The organism is Jiangella alkaliphila (assembly GCF_900105925.1).
GTDB lineage: Bacteria > Actinomycetota > Actinomycetes > Jiangellales > Jiangellaceae > Jiangella > Jiangella alkaliphila.
Genome location: NZ_LT629791.1, coordinates 5,723,282 through 5,741,226, shown reverse-complemented (window position 1 = coordinate 5,741,226; position 17,945 = coordinate 5,723,282). Strand labels below are relative to the sequence as shown.

The 17,945-nt window shown below is 72.4% G+C and carries 15 protein-coding genes; 7 read left to right on the top strand and 8 right to left on the bottom strand.

What is annotated here, in order from left to right:
* Nucleotides 1–46: 46 nt before the first annotated feature.
* Nucleotides 47–1,624 carry a DUF1365 family protein gene (locus BLV05_RS26365; RefSeq protein ID WP_052763008.1) on the bottom strand — a complete coding sequence of 526 codons (1,578 nt, stop codon included), beginning with the start codon at nucleotides 1,622–1,624 and terminating at the stop codon, nucleotides 47–49.
* Nucleotides 1,621–2,916, bottom strand: coding sequence for an NAD(P)/FAD-dependent oxidoreductase (locus BLV05_RS26360; protein WP_083421397.1), 1,296 nt, complete (start codon nucleotides 2,914–2,916; stop codon nucleotides 1,621–1,623). The genes BLV05_RS26365 and BLV05_RS26360 overlap by 4 nt, the downstream gene beginning before the upstream one ends.
* A gap of 242 nt (nucleotides 2,917–3,158) precedes the next feature.
* On the opposite strand from BLV05_RS26360, the gene BLV05_RS26355 reads away from it, so the two are divergent.
* Nucleotides 3,159–3,935, top strand: a complete 777-nt coding sequence (locus BLV05_RS26355; protein ID WP_063932650.1) for a hypothetical protein — start codon at nucleotides 3,159–3,161, stop codon at nucleotides 3,933–3,935.
* Here the strand turns inward: BLV05_RS26355 and BLV05_RS37830 are convergent.
* Complete coding sequence (locus tag BLV05_RS37830; RefSeq protein ID WP_231948899.1) at nucleotides 3,925–4,278, bottom strand: hypothetical protein; 354 nt, start codon at nucleotides 4,276–4,278, stop codon at nucleotides 3,925–3,927. The two genes, BLV05_RS26355 and BLV05_RS37830, sit on opposite strands and share 11 nt — an antisense overlap.
* Here BLV05_RS37830 and BLV05_RS37825 point away from each other — a divergent pair.
* The gene (locus tag BLV05_RS37825) at nucleotides 4,247–4,654 is read left to right on the top strand and encodes a class F sortase (RefSeq protein WP_231948877.1); all 408 of its coding nucleotides are present in this window, start codon (nucleotides 4,247–4,249) and stop codon (nucleotides 4,652–4,654) included. The two genes, BLV05_RS37830 and BLV05_RS37825, sit on opposite strands and share 32 nt — an antisense overlap.
* Before the next feature lie 14 nt (nucleotides 4,655–4,668).
* On the opposite strand, the gene BLV05_RS26345 is transcribed toward BLV05_RS37825, so the two are convergent.
* The 5 genes from BLV05_RS26345 to BLV05_RS26325 all read right to left on the bottom strand — a co-directional run bounded on the left by BLV05_RS26345 (nucleotide 4,669) and on the right by BLV05_RS26325 (nucleotide 9,829).
* Entirely contained in the window at nucleotides 4,669–5,127 is a 459-nt protein-coding gene (locus BLV05_RS26345) for an SRPBCC family protein (protein ID WP_046772543.1), read from the bottom strand.
* Nucleotides 5,128–5,301: 174 nt separating this feature from the next.
* Nucleotides 5,302–5,505 carry a hypothetical protein gene (locus BLV05_RS26340; protein WP_046772544.1) on the bottom strand — a complete coding sequence of 68 codons (204 nt, stop codon included), beginning with the start codon at nucleotides 5,503–5,505 and terminating at the stop codon, nucleotides 5,302–5,304.
* Between the two features lie 46 nt (nucleotides 5,506–5,551).
* Nucleotides 5,552–7,381 (bottom strand): CocE/NonD family hydrolase, encoded by a 1,830-nt coding sequence (locus tag BLV05_RS26335; RefSeq protein ID WP_052763124.1) that lies wholly within the window; start codon nucleotides 7,379–7,381, stop codon nucleotides 5,552–5,554.
* Nucleotides 7,378–8,709 carry a glycoside hydrolase family 36 protein gene (locus tag BLV05_RS26330; RefSeq protein ID WP_046772545.1) on the bottom strand — a complete coding sequence of 444 codons (1,332 nt, stop codon included), beginning with the start codon at nucleotides 8,707–8,709 and terminating at the stop codon, nucleotides 7,378–7,380. The genes BLV05_RS26335 and BLV05_RS26330 overlap by 4 nt, the downstream gene beginning before the upstream one ends.
* Nucleotides 8,710–8,719: 10 nt before the next feature.
* Nucleotides 8,720–9,829, bottom strand: a complete 1,110-nt coding sequence (locus BLV05_RS26325; RefSeq protein ID WP_046772546.1) for a LacI family DNA-binding transcriptional regulator — start codon at nucleotides 9,827–9,829, stop codon at nucleotides 8,720–8,722.
* Between the two features lie 447 nt (nucleotides 9,830–10,276).
* On the opposite strand from BLV05_RS26325, the gene BLV05_RS26320 reads away from it, so the two are divergent.
* From BLV05_RS26320 to BLV05_RS26300, 5 genes are read left to right on the top strand one after another with little or no spacing between them, the layout of a single operon-like run.
* Entirely contained in the window at nucleotides 10,277–11,131 is an 855-nt protein-coding gene (locus BLV05_RS26320) for an ABC transporter permease (protein WP_046772586.1), read from the top strand.
* Entirely contained in the window at nucleotides 11,128–12,012 is an 885-nt protein-coding gene (locus tag BLV05_RS26315; protein WP_046772547.1) for a carbohydrate ABC transporter permease, read from the top strand. The genes BLV05_RS26320 and BLV05_RS26315 overlap by 4 nt, the downstream gene beginning before the upstream one ends.
* 25 nt (nucleotides 12,013–12,037) lie before the next feature.
* On the top strand, nucleotides 12,038–13,684 hold the full coding sequence (locus tag BLV05_RS26310; protein WP_046772587.1) for a type 2 periplasmic-binding domain-containing protein: 1,647 nt from the start codon (nucleotides 12,038–12,040) through the stop codon (nucleotides 13,682–13,684).
* 8 nt (nucleotides 13,685–13,692) lie between these two features.
* The gene (locus BLV05_RS26305; RefSeq protein WP_046772548.1) at nucleotides 13,693–15,630 is read left to right on the top strand and encodes a heparinase II/III domain-containing protein; all 1,938 of its coding nucleotides are present in this window, start codon (nucleotides 13,693–13,695) and stop codon (nucleotides 15,628–15,630) included.
* A 49-nt stretch (nucleotides 15,631–15,679) separates the two neighbouring features.
* Nucleotides 15,680–17,890: a hypothetical protein gene (locus BLV05_RS26300; protein WP_152691097.1), complete on the top strand. Its 2,211-nt coding sequence runs from the start codon at nucleotides 15,680–15,682 to the stop codon at nucleotides 17,888–17,890.
* The last annotated feature ends 55 nt before the right edge of the window (nucleotides 17,891–17,945 follow it).

Below are 17,945 nucleotides of genomic sequence, written 5' to 3'. Positions count from 1 at the left end.
GGCGGTCAGGCCATGCTGGAGACGCTGCCCACCGACGCGGACCTGCCTACCGCGAGGCCGTGCGGATGATGTTGCGGGCCATGCCGCCGAAGATCAGCCCGTGGAACGGCCAGAGCGCCCACCAGTACAGCTGGCCGGCCAGTCCGCGTGGGACGAACACGGCCCGCTGGCTGTAGACGGCGCCGTCGCCGTCCGGAGTCACCGACATCTCCAGCCAGGCCTGGCCCGGCACCTTCATCTCCGCGCGCAGGCGCAGCAGCCGGCCGCGCTCGATCGCCTCGACCCGCCACCAGTCCAGCGCCTCGCCGAGGTGCAGCCGGGCCGGGTCGCGGCGGCCGCGGCGCAGCCCCACCCCGCCGGCCAGCCGGTCGGCCCAGCCGCGCACCGCCCAGGCCAGCGGGAACGAGTACCAGCCGTTCTGGCCGCCGATGCCCTCGATGACCCGCCACAGCCGCTCCGGTGGGACGTCGCAGCGCACCGAGCGCTGGTCGGTGCGGACCGTGCCGCCGGACCACGACGGGTCGCTGGGCAGCGGGTCGGACGGCGCGCCCGGCGCCGTCGCCGTCGACCAGTGGCTCTCGACGTCGGCCTCGCGGATGCGGGCCAGCGCCAGCTCGACCGCTCGCGCGTACGGCGTCGGGTCGGCCGGTTCCGTCAACAGCGAGCGCAGGTCGTCCTCGCGGCAGACGGCCTCGTGCTCGAGCGACTCGATCAGCGGCATCGCGATGGACCGCGGCACCGGCGTCACCAGGTTCACCCACTGCCCGGACAGCCACGGCGTCAGCAGCGGCACCGGCACGATCACCCGCCGCGGCAGGCCGGCGGCCCTGGCGTAGCCGCGCATCATGTCCGCATAGGTCAGCACCTGCGGCCCGCCGACGTCGAAGGTCCGGTTCGGCCGATGCCCCTTCGGCCGCGGGACCACCGGTACCCGGCGCAGCCAGAGCCGGATGCCCTGCCAGCGGATCAGCGCGCTCACCCGCAGCGGCGCCCACGGGAAGCGCAGCAGCAGCCGGAGCAGCGCGGGGACGGTGGCGCGACGCCGCCGGCCGGTCAGCGACGCAGCGAACGCGAGCTCGCCGGCGCCGCCGGGACCGGGGCGCGACAGCGTGACCGACAGCCGCAGCCGGCGGTCCGGGCGGGGGACCGTCATGGCGTACCCGCCGTCGACGGGGAAGAACGGCGACACGTACAGCTCCTTCGCGGTCGTCGCCCGGTCACGCTCGTCCGGCCGCAGGACGTAGGCGTGCCGGCCTCCATAGGTGTTGTGCACCTCGGCGACGACGCAGCGCGGCGCCCCGTCCGCGTCGAGGCACCAGAACACCGTGATCGGATTGAACACATAGCCGAGCACGGCCGCGTTGGCGAGCATGAGCACGCGGCCGCCGTCCAGAGACGTACCCTTCTCGGCCAGCCACGACTCCAGCCCGGCCCGGATCGTCGGCGCGGAGCCGGCGAAGTGGTCGCGGGCCCGGAACGCCGCGAGCGCCCGTACCGGACGCGGCAGCCGCGGCAGGTCGTCGAGGTCGACCAGCCACAGGAACGTGCGGTACCGGAACGTACGGCGCACCCGCTCGTAGCGCGTGTGCGTCACGGTCGCCGCATACAGCGCCGGCGCCGTCACCAGCGGACCCCCAGGTGCGCCGCGGCAAGGACGCCCGACGCGCAGCCGTCCTCGTGGAAGCCCCATCCCTGCCAGGCGCCGGCGTACACCGTCCGGGCGGTGGCCAGCTCCGGCAGCCGCTGCTGCGCCGCCACGGTCTCGACGGTGTGGATCGGGTGCTCGTAGACCATCCGGGCCACGACGGCGTCCGGGGCGACCTGCTGAGTCGCCCCCAGCGTGACGACATACTCCCGCCCACCCGCCGCCACGCCCAGCCGGTGCAGCCGGTTCAGGTGGTACGAGATCGCGACCGGCGCCGCGACCGGCAGACCGCCGGCGCCGCACGCGGGCACCCGGTGGTTCCACGACGCCCACGCCCGCCGCTCCTTCGGCAGCAGCGTCGCGTCGGTGTGCAGGACCGCCTCGTTGACCGAGAACCCGAACGCCCCCAGCACGTCCCGCTCGGCCGGCGTCGGGTCCTCGAGCAGCCGCAGCGCCTGGTCCGCGTGCGTCGCCACCACCACGTGCTCGAACCGGTGCACCGTGTCCGACTCCTCGCGCACCAGCACACCGTCGCCGGTGCGTCGCAGGCCGCGCACCGGGGTCGACGTGCGCACCGAGGTGAGGTTCTTGGCGGCACGCTCCACGTACGTGCGCGACCCGCCGCTGACCGTCCGCCAGCGCGGCGACCCGCCGACCGCGAGCATGCCATGGTTGTCGAGGAACCGGAACAGGAACCGCGCCGGGTAGGCCAGCGCGTCGGCCCGGCCGGCCGACCAGACCGCCGACACCAGCGGCACCATGAAGTGGTCGGTGAAGTACCTCGTGTGCCCGTGCCGGGCGAGGAACGCCCCGAGCGCCTCCTCGCCGTCCAGCCCGGACGAAGCCGCCAGCAGCGCCCTGGCCTGCCGGTGGAATGCCGTGATCTCGCCGAGCATCCGAACGAACCGCGGCCGGGCCACGGACCGGCGCTGCGCGAACACGCCGTTCGGACCCAGCGCGCCGGCGTACTCCAGTCCGCAGGACGCGCAGCTCACGCTCATCGACATGTCGGTCTCGGTGGTCGCGATCCCGAGCTCGCCGAACAGCCGCAACAGCAGTGGATAAGTGCGCTCGTTGTGCACGAGGAACCCGCTGTCCACCGCGAGCGGCGCACCGGCGCCGTCGACGTCGTGCGTGTGCGCGTGCCCGCCGAGCCGGTCGTCCGCCTCGAACAGGTGCACGTCGTAGCGGCGCTGCAGCAGGTAGGCGGCGGTGAGGCCGGCGACGCCGGACCCGATCACGGCCACGGACGGTCGCGAGGGCTGCTCCATGCCACGGGTTCGAAGCCGCTGCCGGACCGGATTGGTTCCTGTTCGATCGATCCGGGACCGGCGATGGTCGGTGTCGGCCGTTCGCCTGGTGTGCGAGACCTGGACCAATCCGGACGGCCCGGGGCTCCGAATGGGTTGTCAAGCCCCCTTCGGGGATTCCCATGAATATGGAGGACGCAGCTATGCGACGCACTCGTGCGTTCCTTGCCGTTCCGGCTGTCGCTGCTTTGTCGCTCGGTGTCTTGGCGCCTGTCTCGGCGCATGAAGGGCACTCAGGCAGCACCGGCGATACCAGCGAGGGCGAGGCCGGTGACTACAGCATCACGTTGGGCTCGCTCAACGACAGTGGTGCCGGCGGCTCAGCGGTCATCACCCTGGCCGACAACGGTGACCTGACGGTGAACATCGAGGCCACCGGTCTGGTGCCGAACCAGCCACACGCCCAGCACATCCACGGTGCCACCGACCGTCAGCAGGACTTCAGCTGTCCCACGGGCGACGCGGACGCCGACGGCGACGGCATCGTCAGCACCGCCGAAGGCCTGCCGTCCTACGGCGACATCTTCATCTCCCTGACGACCGAGGGCGACTCGTCGCCGGACTCGGGGCTGGCCGTGGACCGGATGCCGGTCGCCGACGCGGACGGCAACGTGGCCTACAACCGGACGTTCAGCTCCGACGAGCTGCCGGACGGCACGGCGGCCGCTGTGCGGAACCTGCACGTCGTCCAGCACGGCATCGACGTCAACGGCAACGGTGAGTACGACGCCGAGGCGGGCCCGAGTGAGCTGGACCCGGCGCTGCCGCAGGAGGCCACCGCTCCCGCGTCGTGCGGCATCATCGAGGGCTCCAACATCGGCGACATCCCCGACGGCGGTGTCGACACCGGCACCGGCGCCCTCGCGTCGCACTCCGACACCGGCACGGCTGTCCTGGCCGTGTCCGGCGCGGTGCTGCTGGGCCTGGCCGGCGTTGCCGGCGCCGGCGTGCTCCGACGCCGCCGGGCCGTCACCCGGTGACGATCACCTCCGCGACCACGGCCCGCTCCGGCAGCACGCCCGCCGGAGCGGGCCGGTCGGCGCGCTCGGTGCTGTCCGCGGCCGTATTGCTGGCCGTGGTCCTGGCGGGCTGCGCCGACGACGGTTCCGGCTCGGCCGCGGGGTCGGCGCCGTCGCCGGCCCAACCGACGCCCAGCACGACGCAGCCGCCCAGCACGACGCCGCCGGCCACGGAGTCGCCGGCACCGGCCGAGACGGGTCCGGCGGAGCCGGCCGTTCCAGCCGCACTCCCAGCGAGCCGGCCCGCCGTCGTCGAGATCGAGTCGCTCGGGGTGCGCCGGGAGGTGATCGATCTCGGGCTCACCGGCGACGGCAGCATGGAGGTTCCGCAGGGTCCGGACCCGATCGGCTGGTACGACCAGAGCCCGACGCCGGGGGAGTCCGGGCCGTCGGTCCTGGCCGGCCACCTGACCTGGAACGGCACCGACGGCGTGTTCCGTCACCTCGATCAGCTCGCCGAGGGCGACGAGGTCGTGGTGACCCGCGAGGACGGCACGGTCGCCCGGTTCGCCGTGACCCATGTGGACCAGTACGCCAAGGACGCGTTCCCGACCGCGCGGGTCTACGCCAACACGCCCGGTCCGGAGTTGCGTCTCATCACCTGCGCCGGCGACCTGGAGCCTGAGTCCGGCGACTACAGCGACAACGTCGTGGTCTACGCGCGGCTCCTGCCCGGCTGAGGCGACCGGACGGCTCAAGCGGCGCGGTGCTCGGCCTCGGCGGCGGCCTTGAGCCGGGGGAGCGTGGCCTGGATGCCCCGGCGGTTGCGTGCCGGGAAGCGCAGGACATGCAGGACCGAGGCCGCCAGCAGGCCGACACGGGAATAGTCGAACGACTCCACGACGCGGGTGCGCTCGGCACCCTCCGGCCGCAGTTCGTAGCGCCACCGGTGCCCGGCGAAGTGCCGCCACGCGATCAACCGGTCCTCGTGGTACTCGACCACCCGGTTGGTGATCACATAGCGCACGCCGAACAGGCGCATGCCCACCGAGAACGACGTGCCCCGAGTCAGCCGCGCCGGGGCGGAGACGATGGACTGGACCGACCCGGACCCGTCGATGCGGTGATGCTGGCGCGGGTCGGCGAGGATCGCGAAGATCACCGCCGCCGGCGCGGCCACGACGATCGACTCGCTGACAGCTCGGTTCGTCATGGTCCTCGTCTCCTCCGGTGCGGCTCCAGGACACTCATGGTTCGTACCCGAAGCGGTCGCGGATGGGTCGGGACGCATCGGAACGTACCGCCCTGCGGTCACCGCCGGCGCTGTTCGCCTTGCCTCTCGAACGCGATCGCTGACCGCAGCTCGCGAGCTTCCGGCCTCGGCCGCTCAGCGCACGACGAGCGCCCGGGGGAGCCCGGTCACCACGCGCCGGGTCGGCCGTCCTTGGCCCAGGCCGAGGTCGACGAGGTCGTCGAACACGCCCTGGTCCCGGTCCGCCGCCGCGATTCCCGCGGTCAGCACCGCCGGCACGGCGGAGCGGCGAGCCGCCGCGGCCGTGTGCCGCAGGTGGCGCCCGAGGAGGGCGCGCACGGCGGTCCGGTGCCGCGCGCCGGCGCGTCCGGCCAGCGCGCCTCAGTCATGTTCTTCTTTGTAGCTCATTGCGAACCGAGGCGGCCGACCCATGGGAACATCGTGCCGTGGGTGGCGGGACGATGGGCAGCACGATGCGCGACGGGTGCGCGTTGTCGTGGTGGATCGTGTTCACCGCTACGACGTGGCGCTGGCTGCGGCCGGGTGGTTCGCCGGTGTTCGGGTTGACGTCGAAGCGGGGGAAGTTCGAGCTGGAGATGTCGACGCGGATGCGGTGGCCGGCGCGGAAGAGATTGCTCGTCGGATAGAGCATGATCGTCACGTCGGCCGGATCAGGTGCGGCGGAGCGTGTATCGCGGACCCGGATGATCGAGTCGGTGAGGTTCAGCGCGTAGCCGTGCGGATACGCGGCCGACGGTGGGTGCAGGTCGATCAGCTTGGCGGTGACGTCGGTGCTCACCGCCGTGGAGCTGACCCACAGGTGGACCTCGACGGTGCCCGTCACCTCGACGGGTTCGGGCAAGGCGCCGGACTGGAACACGAGGACGTCGGGCCGGTCGGCGAGCGGGGAGTACGGCGGTGACGCGCCGAAGACGTGCGGGCCCTCGCGTTGGTCGAAGCCTCCGGCGCTGACGATGTCGCGGGCGTCGTCCTTGCCGGGAACCACCTCGGTCAACGCGGACACGTTGCCGCCGATGGTCGGGACCGGGTCGGACGGGTCGAAGCGGTAGGTCGTGGCCGAGCCGGCGTCAGCCGGCCGGTCGGGCGCGAGGCGGCCGCCGGCGTGCAGGTGGAGGGTGGCCGGAGTGGCCCGGGCGAGCGGCCACTCGGTCTCGTCGCGCCATCGGCCGCCGTGCGACAGCCGCCCGTCCGGCCGGCGGACGCCGCTGCCGCCGCCCATGACGAACAGCCGCACCGGGGCCTCGTCGTCGACGCCGTTGCGCTCGCCCTGCAGCCACCGGTCGAACCAGCGTCGATGCACGGCGCGTGGGTCGAGGACGGCGTCGTCGCCGAACCACACGTCGCCAGCGTGCGGCTCCTCCAGGCCGCCGTGCGCCCACGGTCCCATGACGACTCTGATCGGGCCGCGCCGGCCGGCCGCGAGGCGCTCGTAGAGCTCGAGCGTTCCGCGCGCGTAGGAGTCGTACCAGCCGCCGATCAGGAGCGTCGGCGCGTCGGTGAAGGTGTCGAGGTGAGCGAGCGGCGCGAGGCTCGGGTGCCGCCATGCGGGATCGTCGTCGTCGGCGGTCAGCAGGTGGAACGCCCACCGCTCGTAGGCGGGGGCCGCCGCGAGCTGCGTCCCGCCCGGACGGATCGGCCAGCGGGCCAGCCAGTCGCCGAACCCGGGCCCGCTCGCCGCGGCCGGCACGTTGCGGGCCGCGTGCGAGAAGGCCCACGCCACCCAGCGCAGCTCGACTGCGCCGCCGTGCCGGACGGCGCTCGTGCCACCGTCGGAGCCGCTCGTGACCGGCACCATCGCCGCGAGGCCGGGCGTACCGAGCGCGGCCATGGCCGTCTGCGCCCACCCCGACCACGACGCGCCCCAGGTGCCGACGCGGCCGTCGCACCAGGGCTGCCGCCGGATCCATTCGACGGTGTCCTGACCGTCCTCGGCCTCGGGGAACAGGAAGTCCACCTCGCCCTCGGACGCATGGCAGCCGCGGCAGTCCTGGACCACGGCGACGTAGCCGTGCTCGGCGAACATCCGCGCCCAGCCGGATCCGTCAGCGGGCTCGGTCTTGTCGTACGGGGTGCGGTGCAGCAGGACGGGCCCGGGCCCTGGCGTAGCGGTGGGCCGGTAGACGTCGGCGGCCAGCCTCGTCCCGTCGCGCATGGGCACCAGGACGTCCCGCTCGACGACGACGTCCCGCGTCACGGGAACGGGGTGGGCGGCGGCACCGTGGACAGCAGCCGCCGCGTGGTGTCCAGGCCCCAGTCGTCGAGGTCGGCGATGCGGTCCGACGACGCCCGCAGCCCGCCGTAGCGCTCCACCACGCGCGCCCAGTCCTCGCGACGTTCGATCGCCGGCCGGGCGAGGAGGCAGTCGGGATCGTTGACCCAGAACCGGCCGTGCTGCCAGGCCCGGCTGGCCGTCGACAGCGTCGCGCCGCGCTGCGACGGCCCGCCGAGGTCGCCGTCGGCCGGCTCGTAGCTCGGTGCGACGTCGGCGGAGACGCGCATGGCGTCGACGAGCCCGACCGACGGCAGGATCGGAGCACCGCACCCGAGCAGGTAGGCGTCGGCGCCGATGGCCTCGCGGACGACGCGCAGACCGTGCCGGTAGGCGTCGAGGGGGCCGCGGCCGTCGTGGCGGGCGCCGGGGAGGGCGGCGGCGTAGACGAAGTCGATCTTGAAGTAGTCGAAGCCGGTCCGGCGCAGCCCTTCGAAGACGCGCCGGACGTAGTCGGCGGCGCCCGGGTGGGTGACGTCGAGGCCGTAGAGGTCCTGCCCCCAGTTGTGGCCGGCCGAGGCGGGGGCGCCGTCGGGCCCGGCGACGAGCCAGTCCGGCTGGTCGGCCGCGGTCGAGCTGCCGGCCCCGACGAGGAACGGCGCCACCCAGATGCCGGCCCGCAGCCCGGCGTCGCGGACGCGGCCGGCGACGGCGTCCAGCGAGGTGAAACGGTCGGACAGCGTGAGCCAGTCGCCGATGCCGGCCTGCCAGCCGTCGTCGATCTGGACGACGTCGACGGGCAGGTCGAGGTCGACGATCGCGGCGAGGTTCTCGGCGACGTCGGCCTCGGTGACCTCGGTGAAGTAGTGGTACCAGGAGCACCAGACCGTCGGCGCGGGGCGGATCGGCGCGACGCCCATCCGGTGCACGAGGTCGTCGGCCCAGGCGCCGAGCGCACGGTCCAGGTCGCCGTCGACGACGCTCACCGCCACCTGCCCGTCGGCGGCCACGACGACGGCCGGCCCGTTCGACGTCGCCCGGATCGACGGAACGGCCCGCTCGACGTCGGCGGCGGTGAACAGGTGGATCTGCGTTCCGGAGTCGATGGCAAGGACGCCCTCGCCCTGGAAGGCGCCGGCCGGGGGAGCGGCGCCGGGCCGGTAGCGCATGCTGCGGCGGCGCGCGTCGGCGGGCCGCGGCGCGGTCGCGGTCAGCGGGTGGCTGCCGGTGGGCGACCACGACTGCCAGCCGTGCTCGTACACCCGTGCGCGGGTCGGGTCGACGGTGACCTCGGCCACCTGGACGAAGCTCATGCGGGTCCTCTCACGGCGCCGGGGCGCAGGTCTCTCGGCAGACGTAGTCGAGTGGGATGGTCACCCTGCGCGCCTCCGGGTCGCCGGCCGCGTCGCCGCGCAGGAGCCCGGCCAGCAGTTGGGCGGCCTGCTCCGCGGCCGCGTAGAGGTGCGGGTCGTAGCTGCACAGCGCCGGCCACAGGTACTGGCCGATCGAGTTGTCGAAGCCGATCACCGAGAGCTGGTCGGGCACGGCGATCGACAGCTCGCGGGCCGCCCGCAGCACACCGTGGGCGACGTGGTCGTTGTAGGCCACGATTGCGGTGACCGGCTCGCCGGATCCCGGCAGGCCCTCGGTGAGCAGCCGGCGGGCGATGTCGTGACCGGACAGCGGACTCAGTGGGCCGGTGGCGTGCACGATCGACACATCGGCCGCGTCGCCGCCGCTCTGGGCGATGCCCTCACGCCAGCCCTGCTCGTGGTCGAGTGCTGTGGACGTGGCCGACGAGTCGCGCGAGAAGATCGCCGCCATCCGCCGGTGGCCGAGGCGGTGCAGCCGGCGGACGGCGTCGCGGGTGCCGCCCACCCAGTCCGGCGTCACGCAATTGACGGGGAAGGCGTCAGCCTCGTGCGCCAGGTGGCGGTTGACCAGCACGTAGGGAATGCCGGAGGTCTCCAGCGGAGTCAGGTCGGACGGACGGAGCCGTGCGGCCGTCAGCAGCAGGATGCCGTCGGCGCGGTCCTCGGCGACGAAGCGCTCCAGCTCGCCGGCCGGGTCCTTCCGGTCCATGACGGCCAGTTGGACGTCCATGCCCTCGGCGGCGGCGCCGGCGAGTATGCCCGGAAGCGCCGCGCCGTAGACGGACTGCGGCAGCACGGACGCGGACAGGTCGAGGCTCACCACCGCGCACCGCAGGGTGGCGTCGCGGCCCATCGCGAGGTTGCGGGCGCGGAGGCTGGGCCGGTAGCCGAGGTGGCGAGCCAGCTCCGTCACCCGCAGCCTGGTCGCCTGGGCGACGTCGCTGTAGCCGGCCAGGGCGCGGGAGACCGTCGTGATGCTGAGCCCGGCCTCGGCGGCGACGTCGTGGAGGGTGACGCGGCGCCGGGGCGGCGCGGCGGCTGACCTGTCGATCTGGGTCACGGTGTCCGTCCATTCGGCAGTGGTGCGACGGCTGCGGAGCGGACCCCGATACCGCCGGGAAAGCGATGTCCGGATCGGGCTCCATGATCGCAGCGTAGCACCCGAATGCCTCCAAAGCGTATTGGGAAAGCCCTTGCCAACCGCCGCGCAGGCTTGCTACCGTCCGGTCACTGCACGATGAACGATGCGTTACCGACGATGCCGAGCACTGCCAATGAGCTGCCGATTCTCTCGACACGTGCGGAAGTGCCGCGTCTGCCGACCTCTCACCGCACCACCCTCACGGACTGCCATCTGGCTCCAAAGCGTAGGTGGAAGGAGTGGCTTGTGACCCTCACGACGAGACCAGCGCGTCCGACCGCGGCCGGCACACCGGCGAGCGGGGGCGAGCGGTCCCGCGGGTCGTGGCGGCGGCGGGTGCGTCGCGACCGGGCGCTGCTGCTCATGATGGTGCCCGGCCTGGCGTACTTCATGATCTTCGACTACCTGCCGATGCTGGGGAACGTCATCGCGTTCCAGGACTACGTGCCGTTCATCGGCTTCGCCGACTCCGAGTGGGTCGGCCTTGCGAACTTCGAGCGGATGTTCACCGACCCGGCGTTCTGGCAGGCGTCCTGGAACACCGTGGTCATCTCGGTGCTCCAGTTAGTCTTCTTCTTCCCGGTGCCGATCGCGCTGGCGCTGCTGCTGCACAGCCTGACCCGCGACGTCGTGCGGCGATTCGTGCAGAGCATCGTGTACCTGCCGCACTTCCTGTCCTGGGTCATCGTCGTCGCGCTGTTCCAGCAGGTACTGGGCACGACCGGCCTGCTCAACGGCGTGCTGGGCGACGCTGGGTTGCACACGGTCCACGTGCTCGGCAACCCCGACATGTTCAAGCCGCTGGCCGTCCTGCAGGTGATCTGGAAGGACGCCGGCTGGGGGACGATCATCTTCCTGGCCGCGCTGAGCCGCGTCGACGACCAGCTCTACGAGGCCGCGGCCATCGACGGCGCCGGGCCCTGGCGGCGGTTCTGGAACGTCACGCTGCCGTCGATCAGGCCGATCATCATCCTGCTGCTGATCCTGCGTCTCGGCGACATCCTCACGGTCGGCTTCGAGCAGATGTTCCTGCAGCGCGACGCCTTCGGTCCCGAGGTGGCCGAGGTGCTCGACACCTTCGTCTACTACACGGGCATCGTCAACGGCGACTACGGCTACGCCACGGCGGCCGGACTGTTCAAGGGCGTCATCGGCGGCCTGCTCATCTACGCCGCCAACCGGGTGGCGCACCAGCTCGGCGAGCAGGGGGTCTACCGATGACGACGAACCGGCGCCCGCCATGGATGGAGCGGCCGCGGCCGGTCACGGTCGGCGCGAAGGGCGTCGCCCTGGTGGTCCTGGTGCTGCTGGTCACCGTGCCGTTCCTGGTGGTCGTCTCGACCAGCCTGGCCTCGCAGGCCGAGGTGGACGCGAACGGCGGCTGGGTGCTGTGGCCACAGGACCCGAGCCTGCACGCCTACCGCGAGATCCTGGCCGGCGGGGTCGTCACCAGGGCGCTCACGATCAGTGCCGGGGTGACGCTGTTTGGCACGCTCGCCAGCCTGACCGTGACCGCCCTGCTGGCGTACGCGCTGAGCCGGCCGGTGGTGGGCGGACGGCCGGTGATGGTCGTCGTGCTGCTGGTCTTCGTCCTGCCGCCGGCGATGATCCCCACCTACCTCGTGGTCCAGGGCCTCGGGATGCTGAACACTTGGCCGGCGCTGGTCGCGCCGGTCCTGGTCAGTGTCTTCAACCTGGTCGTGATGCGTGGCTTCTTCCAAGGCATCCCGGACGAGCTCTACGACGCGGCCAAGGTCGACGGCGCGGGTGAGCTGCAGACCCTGGTCAGGATCGTCCTGCCGCTGTCGAAGGCCGTGCTCGCGGTCGTGGGGCTGTTCTACGCCGTTGGGTTCTGGAACGCGTTCTTCAGCGCGATCCTCTATCTCCACGACTCGTCCATGTGGCCGATCCAGGCGGTCCTGCGGCAGTACGTGCTGCAGGGGGCCACCCTCGAGGGTTCGATGGCCGAGGAGATCACCTACGCGCCGCAGAGCATCCAGATGGCCGTGCTGGTGCTGGCCACGCTGCCCATCGTCTGCGTCTACCCGTTCCTGCAGCGCCACTTCGTCAAGGGCGTGCTCACCGGCGCGGTCAAGACCTGACTCATCTCGAAAGGACGTGCTCGTCATGGCAGATTCGATCGAGCTGCCCCGCCGGACGCTGATCAAGGCGCTGGGCATCGGGGCGATGGCTACGGCGGTGCCGGGCCTCCTGAGCTCCTGCGGTTCCGGCGGCTCGGGCGGCGGCTCGGGCGCTGGGAGTGCTGGCGGGCCGGCACCCTGGCCTGACTACATCGCCTTCGATGGACCGACTCCGGAGCTCCCAGCCGGCTCGGAGGCGTCCAGCAACGTGTTCCTCTCGTACCCGTCCGAGCTGGTGCGGGCCGTCGAGGACAAGCCGGGTGACGGGAGCGGCGTGTCTATCCTGCTCTCGACCACGGCGCCGCCGCCCGCGCCGGCCGGCGAGAACGACTGGTGGCAGGCGGTGAACGACGCGCTCGGGGTCGACCTCGAGCTCAACCTGGCGCCCGCCGACGCGTACACGGACCGCCTCGCCGTCGTCATGGCCGGCGGCGACCTGCCGGACGTGATGTTCATCGACGCGTTCGCGAACCCGCCGCGGTTCGACGAGTTCGTCACCAGCCAGTGCCAGGACCTCACCGAGTTCCTCGCCGGCGACGCCATCGCGGACTACCCGCACCTGGCCAACCTGCCGACGTACGCATGGCAGGCGCTGGGCCGGTTCGAGGGCGGGCTCTTCGGCATCCCGGTGCCCCGCTCGCTGGTCAGCAATTCGCTGCTGGTCAACCGGACGCTGCTGGGCGGGGTCGGCGCCCAGGCCGGCTGGAGCCGGGACGACTTCGCCGCCAGCATGACCGAGCTCAGCGGAACGCAGCGTTGGGGGCTGGCGCACGCGCCGTTCTGGCACAACGCGGTGCATGCCGCGGCGCACGGGGCGCCGAACGGCTGGCGCGAGGAGAACGGCGGCTTCGTCTCCATGTACGAGCTGCCGGAGTTCCGCGCCTCGCTGGAGTTCGCCCGCGAGCTGCACGACGCCGGTGTGTACCACCCGGAGTCGCTGGCGCTCGGCGCGCCGGACAAGCAGACCCTGTTCGTCAACCAGACGCTGGTCGGCAACGCGGACGGCCTGACCGCCGTGCCAGCGGTCGTCGACCGTCTCGCCGGCTCGTTCGAGCTCGACTTCGCCATGCCGTACCAGGTGAGCGGCGCCACCGCCGCGTGGCACACCGGCGCCGGCGCGTATGCCCGGCTGCTACTAAAGAAGGCGCCCCAGGAGCGCATCGAGATGCTGCTGCGGGTCCTCGACTTCTTGGCCGCGCCGATCGGCACCGAGGAGTACGAGCTGGTCCGATACGGCGTCGAAGGAACGCACTTCACCCGCGGCGGCGCCGGGCAGCCGGAGCCGGCCGACGCGGCCGAGGGCAAGAACCCGGCGCTGGGTCCGATCAGCGGCGGCGTGCCGGTCTTCCCCGGCTGGAACGCCCCAGACGAGGCCCAGCGCATGCACGCCTGGCAGGAGGAGATCGCCTCGATCGCGGTGAAGGACCCCACCCGCAGCAACGGCCTGCGCTCGGCGACAGCGTCGAGGTCCGGCGGCACCCTGACAGCCCTGCTCGAGGACGCGGTGAACGCCGTCGTCACCGGGCGCGAACCGATGTCGCACTGGGACGACACCGTCACGACCTGGAAGAGCGACGGCGGCGACGCCATCGCCGAGGAGTTCGCCGCGTCCTACGCCGAGCTCGAGGGATGACCCGGCCCATGGGGTGGCCGCGGGAGCCGGAGTCGTCGTCGGCGTCGCTGGCCCGGACGTTCGCGTTCCCCCTGCTGGGCGACGTCCTGGTCGCTCGCGCGCAGTGGCGTCCGTTCCCGGCGATCGGCGACCGCGACGCGTGGCGCCGAGCTGAGCCGGAGCTCGCGCGGGTCGTCCTCGATCGGGCCGAGGCCGAGCGCGGCCGCGAATGGCCCGTCCTGCCGGCCCGGCTCTACGCCCGCTACTCGCGCGACGGCGACCGCACGGCCTACCAGTCCGCGTGCAAGGAGCGCCGGGCCGCCCTGCACCGCTTCGTCCTCGCCGAATGCCTGACCGGAGCGGGGCGATTCGTCGACGACGTCGTCGACCTGGTGTGGGCGATCTGCGAGGAAACCAGCTGGTCCTACCCCGCCACCAGCCATCCGCCCCGGCTGGACGCCGGGACGGAGTGGGACGGCTCGCTGCCCGACCCGGACGAGCCGGTGGTGGACCTGTTCTCCGCCGAGACCGGCAGCTCGCTGGCATGGACGGTGTATCTGCTCCAGCCCGTGCTGGGCGCGGCGTACCCGCGGGTCGCGGGCCGGGTCACGGCCGAGGTGCGCCGCCGGCTGCTGGTGCCGTACCGCACGGTGGACGAGTGGCGGTGGCTGCGACGGCGCTCCGACGGGCGTCCGCCGTCGAACTGGAACGCGTGGATCCACTCCAACCTGCTGGCCGCCGGGCTGCTGCTGGAGGACGACGCGTACGCGCGTGCGGCGCTGGTCGCGCGGATCGCCCGCGGCCTGGACGCCTTCCTGGACGGGTACGGCGCCGACGGCGGATGCGACGAGGGCATCAGCTATTTCTGGCAGGCCGGAGCGCGGCTGTTCGAGTGCCTGGACCTGCTGGACAGCGCCACCGGCGGGAAGCTGGAGCCGTTCGAGCACCCCAAGCTGGCCGAGCTGGCGCGGTTCGCCCAGCGGATGCACGTCGGCGGCGACTCGTACGTCAACCACGGCGACGGATCCGCGCGGCAGCGTCAGGGCGGCGAGCTGCTGTACCGCTTCGGCGCCAAGGTCGGTGCCGCGGACGTGCGCGCCCACGCGCTGGCGATGCGCGACACCGCCGACCCGCCGAGCGCGGACGGCGTGCCACTCCACCGCAGCCTGGCCGCCCTGTTCGACACCGAGTACGCGGAGGCCGCGCCGGCCCGGCCGCCGCTGCCGCGGGACAGCTGGCTGCCCGACCTGGAGGTGCTGACCTGCCGCAGCGCCGGGGGCAGCTCGGACGGCCTGTTCCTGGCCGCGAAGGCCGGTCACAACGGCGAGAGCCACGGACACAACGACGTGGGCTCGTTCGTGGTGGCGGTCGACGGCGTCCCGGCCGTGGTCGACGTCGGTGTCGGCGTCTACACCCGGGCCACGTTCAGCGGCGAGCGGTTCGGCATCTGGACCATGCAGAGCGGGTACCACAACGTCCCTGTCGTCGACGGCGTGGAACAGGCGCCCGGCCCGCGGTTCGCCGCCCACGACGTCACCTGTGCGGTCGGCGGCGACGGCGCCGGCCTGCGCCTGGACCTGGCCGGCGCTTACCCGCCCGAAGCGGGGATCCTGCGGTGGGTCCGAGACCTGCGGCTGGACCGGGCCGCCGGCGAGATCGTGCTGCACGACGAGTTCGAGCTCGATCACCAGCCCGGCCGGCTGGCGCTGCACCTCATGTCGTGGCCCGCGCCCGAGCACGACACCGGGCGCGTGGTCCTGCACACCGGGCCGGGCCGGGCGCTGCGGATCGAGTTCGACCCGGACCTGGTCGACGCCGGCTCCGAGCGCGTGCCGACGGACGACCCCCGGCTGGCCGGCGCCTGGGGAGACGCCGTGCATCGCATCGTGCTGGCCGTCCGGCGGCCCGCACCGACCGGCGCGCTTCGGATCGTGCTGCGGCCGGTCGACGTCCAGCACCAACGGTAGGAACGGCAGCACGTCATACGTCAGAACTGTCGCAGGAAGGCGGCTGATCATGACCGGACGAAGAAGACTGGCGAGCGTCGGCGCATCGTTACTGGTGGCCATCGCCCTGACCGGCCCCGGCGGCACCGCGGCCGCCGACGAGGGGGACATGCTCCTCACCGAGGACTTCGAGGACGGCGTCGCCAACGGCTGGGCCCCTCAGGGCGGGACCTGGGCGGTGGTGGACGTCGGCGGCGACTCGGTGTACCGCGCGACCTACAACGACGGCGGCGCGACCACCCTCACCGCCACAGCAGGCAGCTCCACCTGGTCGGACTACGCCGTCGAGGCCGTCCTGACCAGCGCGAACGACGCCAACGCCATCGCGCTGCGGGGCCGGTACCGCGACGCGAACAACACCTACGCGCTGTCGCTCAACACCAGCACGAACACACTCAGCCTGAGCGCCCGCGTCAACGGCACGTCCACGACCCTGGACACCGCGGCCGCGACGCTCGACACCGGCGTGGCCTACCGGGTCGGACTGCGAATGGACGGCGACGCGATCACCGGCTACCTCAACGGCACCGAGGTACTCGCGGCCACCGACGCCTCGCTGGTCGCCGGCCGGGTGATGGTCGGCGGCTACAGCAAGAGCAACTTCAGCGTCGACGACGTCATCGTGACCGACCTGCGGCCCACCCCCGCCGGCGACCGGTACATCACCCCCACCGGGGCCGGGACACGCGACGGCAGCAGCTGGGCGAACGCGTTCCAGGGCGACCGGGCCGGCGGGCTGCAACGCGCCTGGGAGGCCACCGGACCGGCCAGCACACTGCACGTCGGCAGCGGCACCTACACGACGCCGCAGACCCTGATCATGTCCTCGGGCGGCCAGAGCGTCACCGCCCTCAAGACGCTCACGGGCGTCAACACCGGCGGCGGGCTGCCCACGTTCGTCGGCGACTTCTCGCTGGCGAACCAGGTGCAGAGGCAGCTCATCGAGGTACCGGTGGGCGTCAGCCACTGGCGGGTCCGCGACCTCGCCGTCGAGAACTACTTCTACGGGATCATGGCCCGGGGCCAGCACGTCGGCGTCCGCATTGACAACTTCGACGTGACCAACAGCAGCGACGCGATCTACCTGTGGGGGCTGCCCAGCGGGTCGAGCGGCGACCCGGCCACCGCATCGCACGACATCGTCATCACCGGCGGCGACTACCTCAACTTCACCAAGAGCGCGGTCCGGTTCCGCAACGGCAACTACCTGGCCAGCGTCATCGACACCCGCGCCGACGCCGGCGGGCAGGCCAACTGGCTGCCCGGGAACTTCCCGCTCGGCTTCCGGGTGGGCGACTCCGGCCAGGCGTCCAACGTGATCGAGCACGACATCGTGTTCCAAGACGTCGTCAGCCGCAACGGCTACCACGAGGCCGGGACGAGCTACTGGAACGGCGACGGTTTCACCGCCGAGAGGCGGGCGCGGAATATCACATACGTGCGCGCCAGAGCCTTCGACAGCACCGACGGCGGGTTCGACGACAAGTCGACCAACCCGGCCTACATCGACACCGTCGCGTTCGGGAACAAGCGCAACTACCGGATCTGGTCCAGCGGGGGAGCGCAGTTCTTCGGCGCCATCGGGGCGTACTCGATCGATCGTGGCGGCAGCGGCGACTCCGTCGGGCTGTGGGCCGGCGCCGGCACCGCCGTCGTCGACGCCTACTACAGCACCTTCACCAACAATGCCCACGCCGAGATCCGCCTCGAGGACGCCGTCCGCGTCGACATCCACGACTCGATCATGGCGAAGACGAACGGCACCGCCCTGTACACGATCACGGGCACGGGACCGCTCACCGTCCACGACTCCGAGGAGTACATCGCCGGAGTCCAGGGCACCGACCCGCAGTTCGTCGCCCCGCAGGCCGGCTGGGAGGGCGGCACGAACGCCTTCGACAGCCGGGTCTACGGGACGACCAAGGGCTACCACAGCTCGGGTGAGCACGACACGCCCTACACCGTGGACTCCGGCACCTCGTCGCTCGCGCTCGGGGTGTACGACGACGCGTCGGTGACCGTGACCGTCGTCGACGCCGGCGGCCAGCCGGTCGCCGACCCGCAGCTGGTCGTCTGGTACTCCGAGGCCGGCGACGTCGCCCGGCTGCTGTCCGCACGAGGTGCCACCGCGCAGGTCCAGGGCCTGACCGCGGGGGCGACCGAGATCGTCGCGGTCTACAAGGGCGAGAAGCTGCGCATCCCAGTCACGGTCACCGGCTGACGCCACCGATAGAACAGGAGAGAGCGCCGATGACGATCCGTCCGCGCACCGTGCT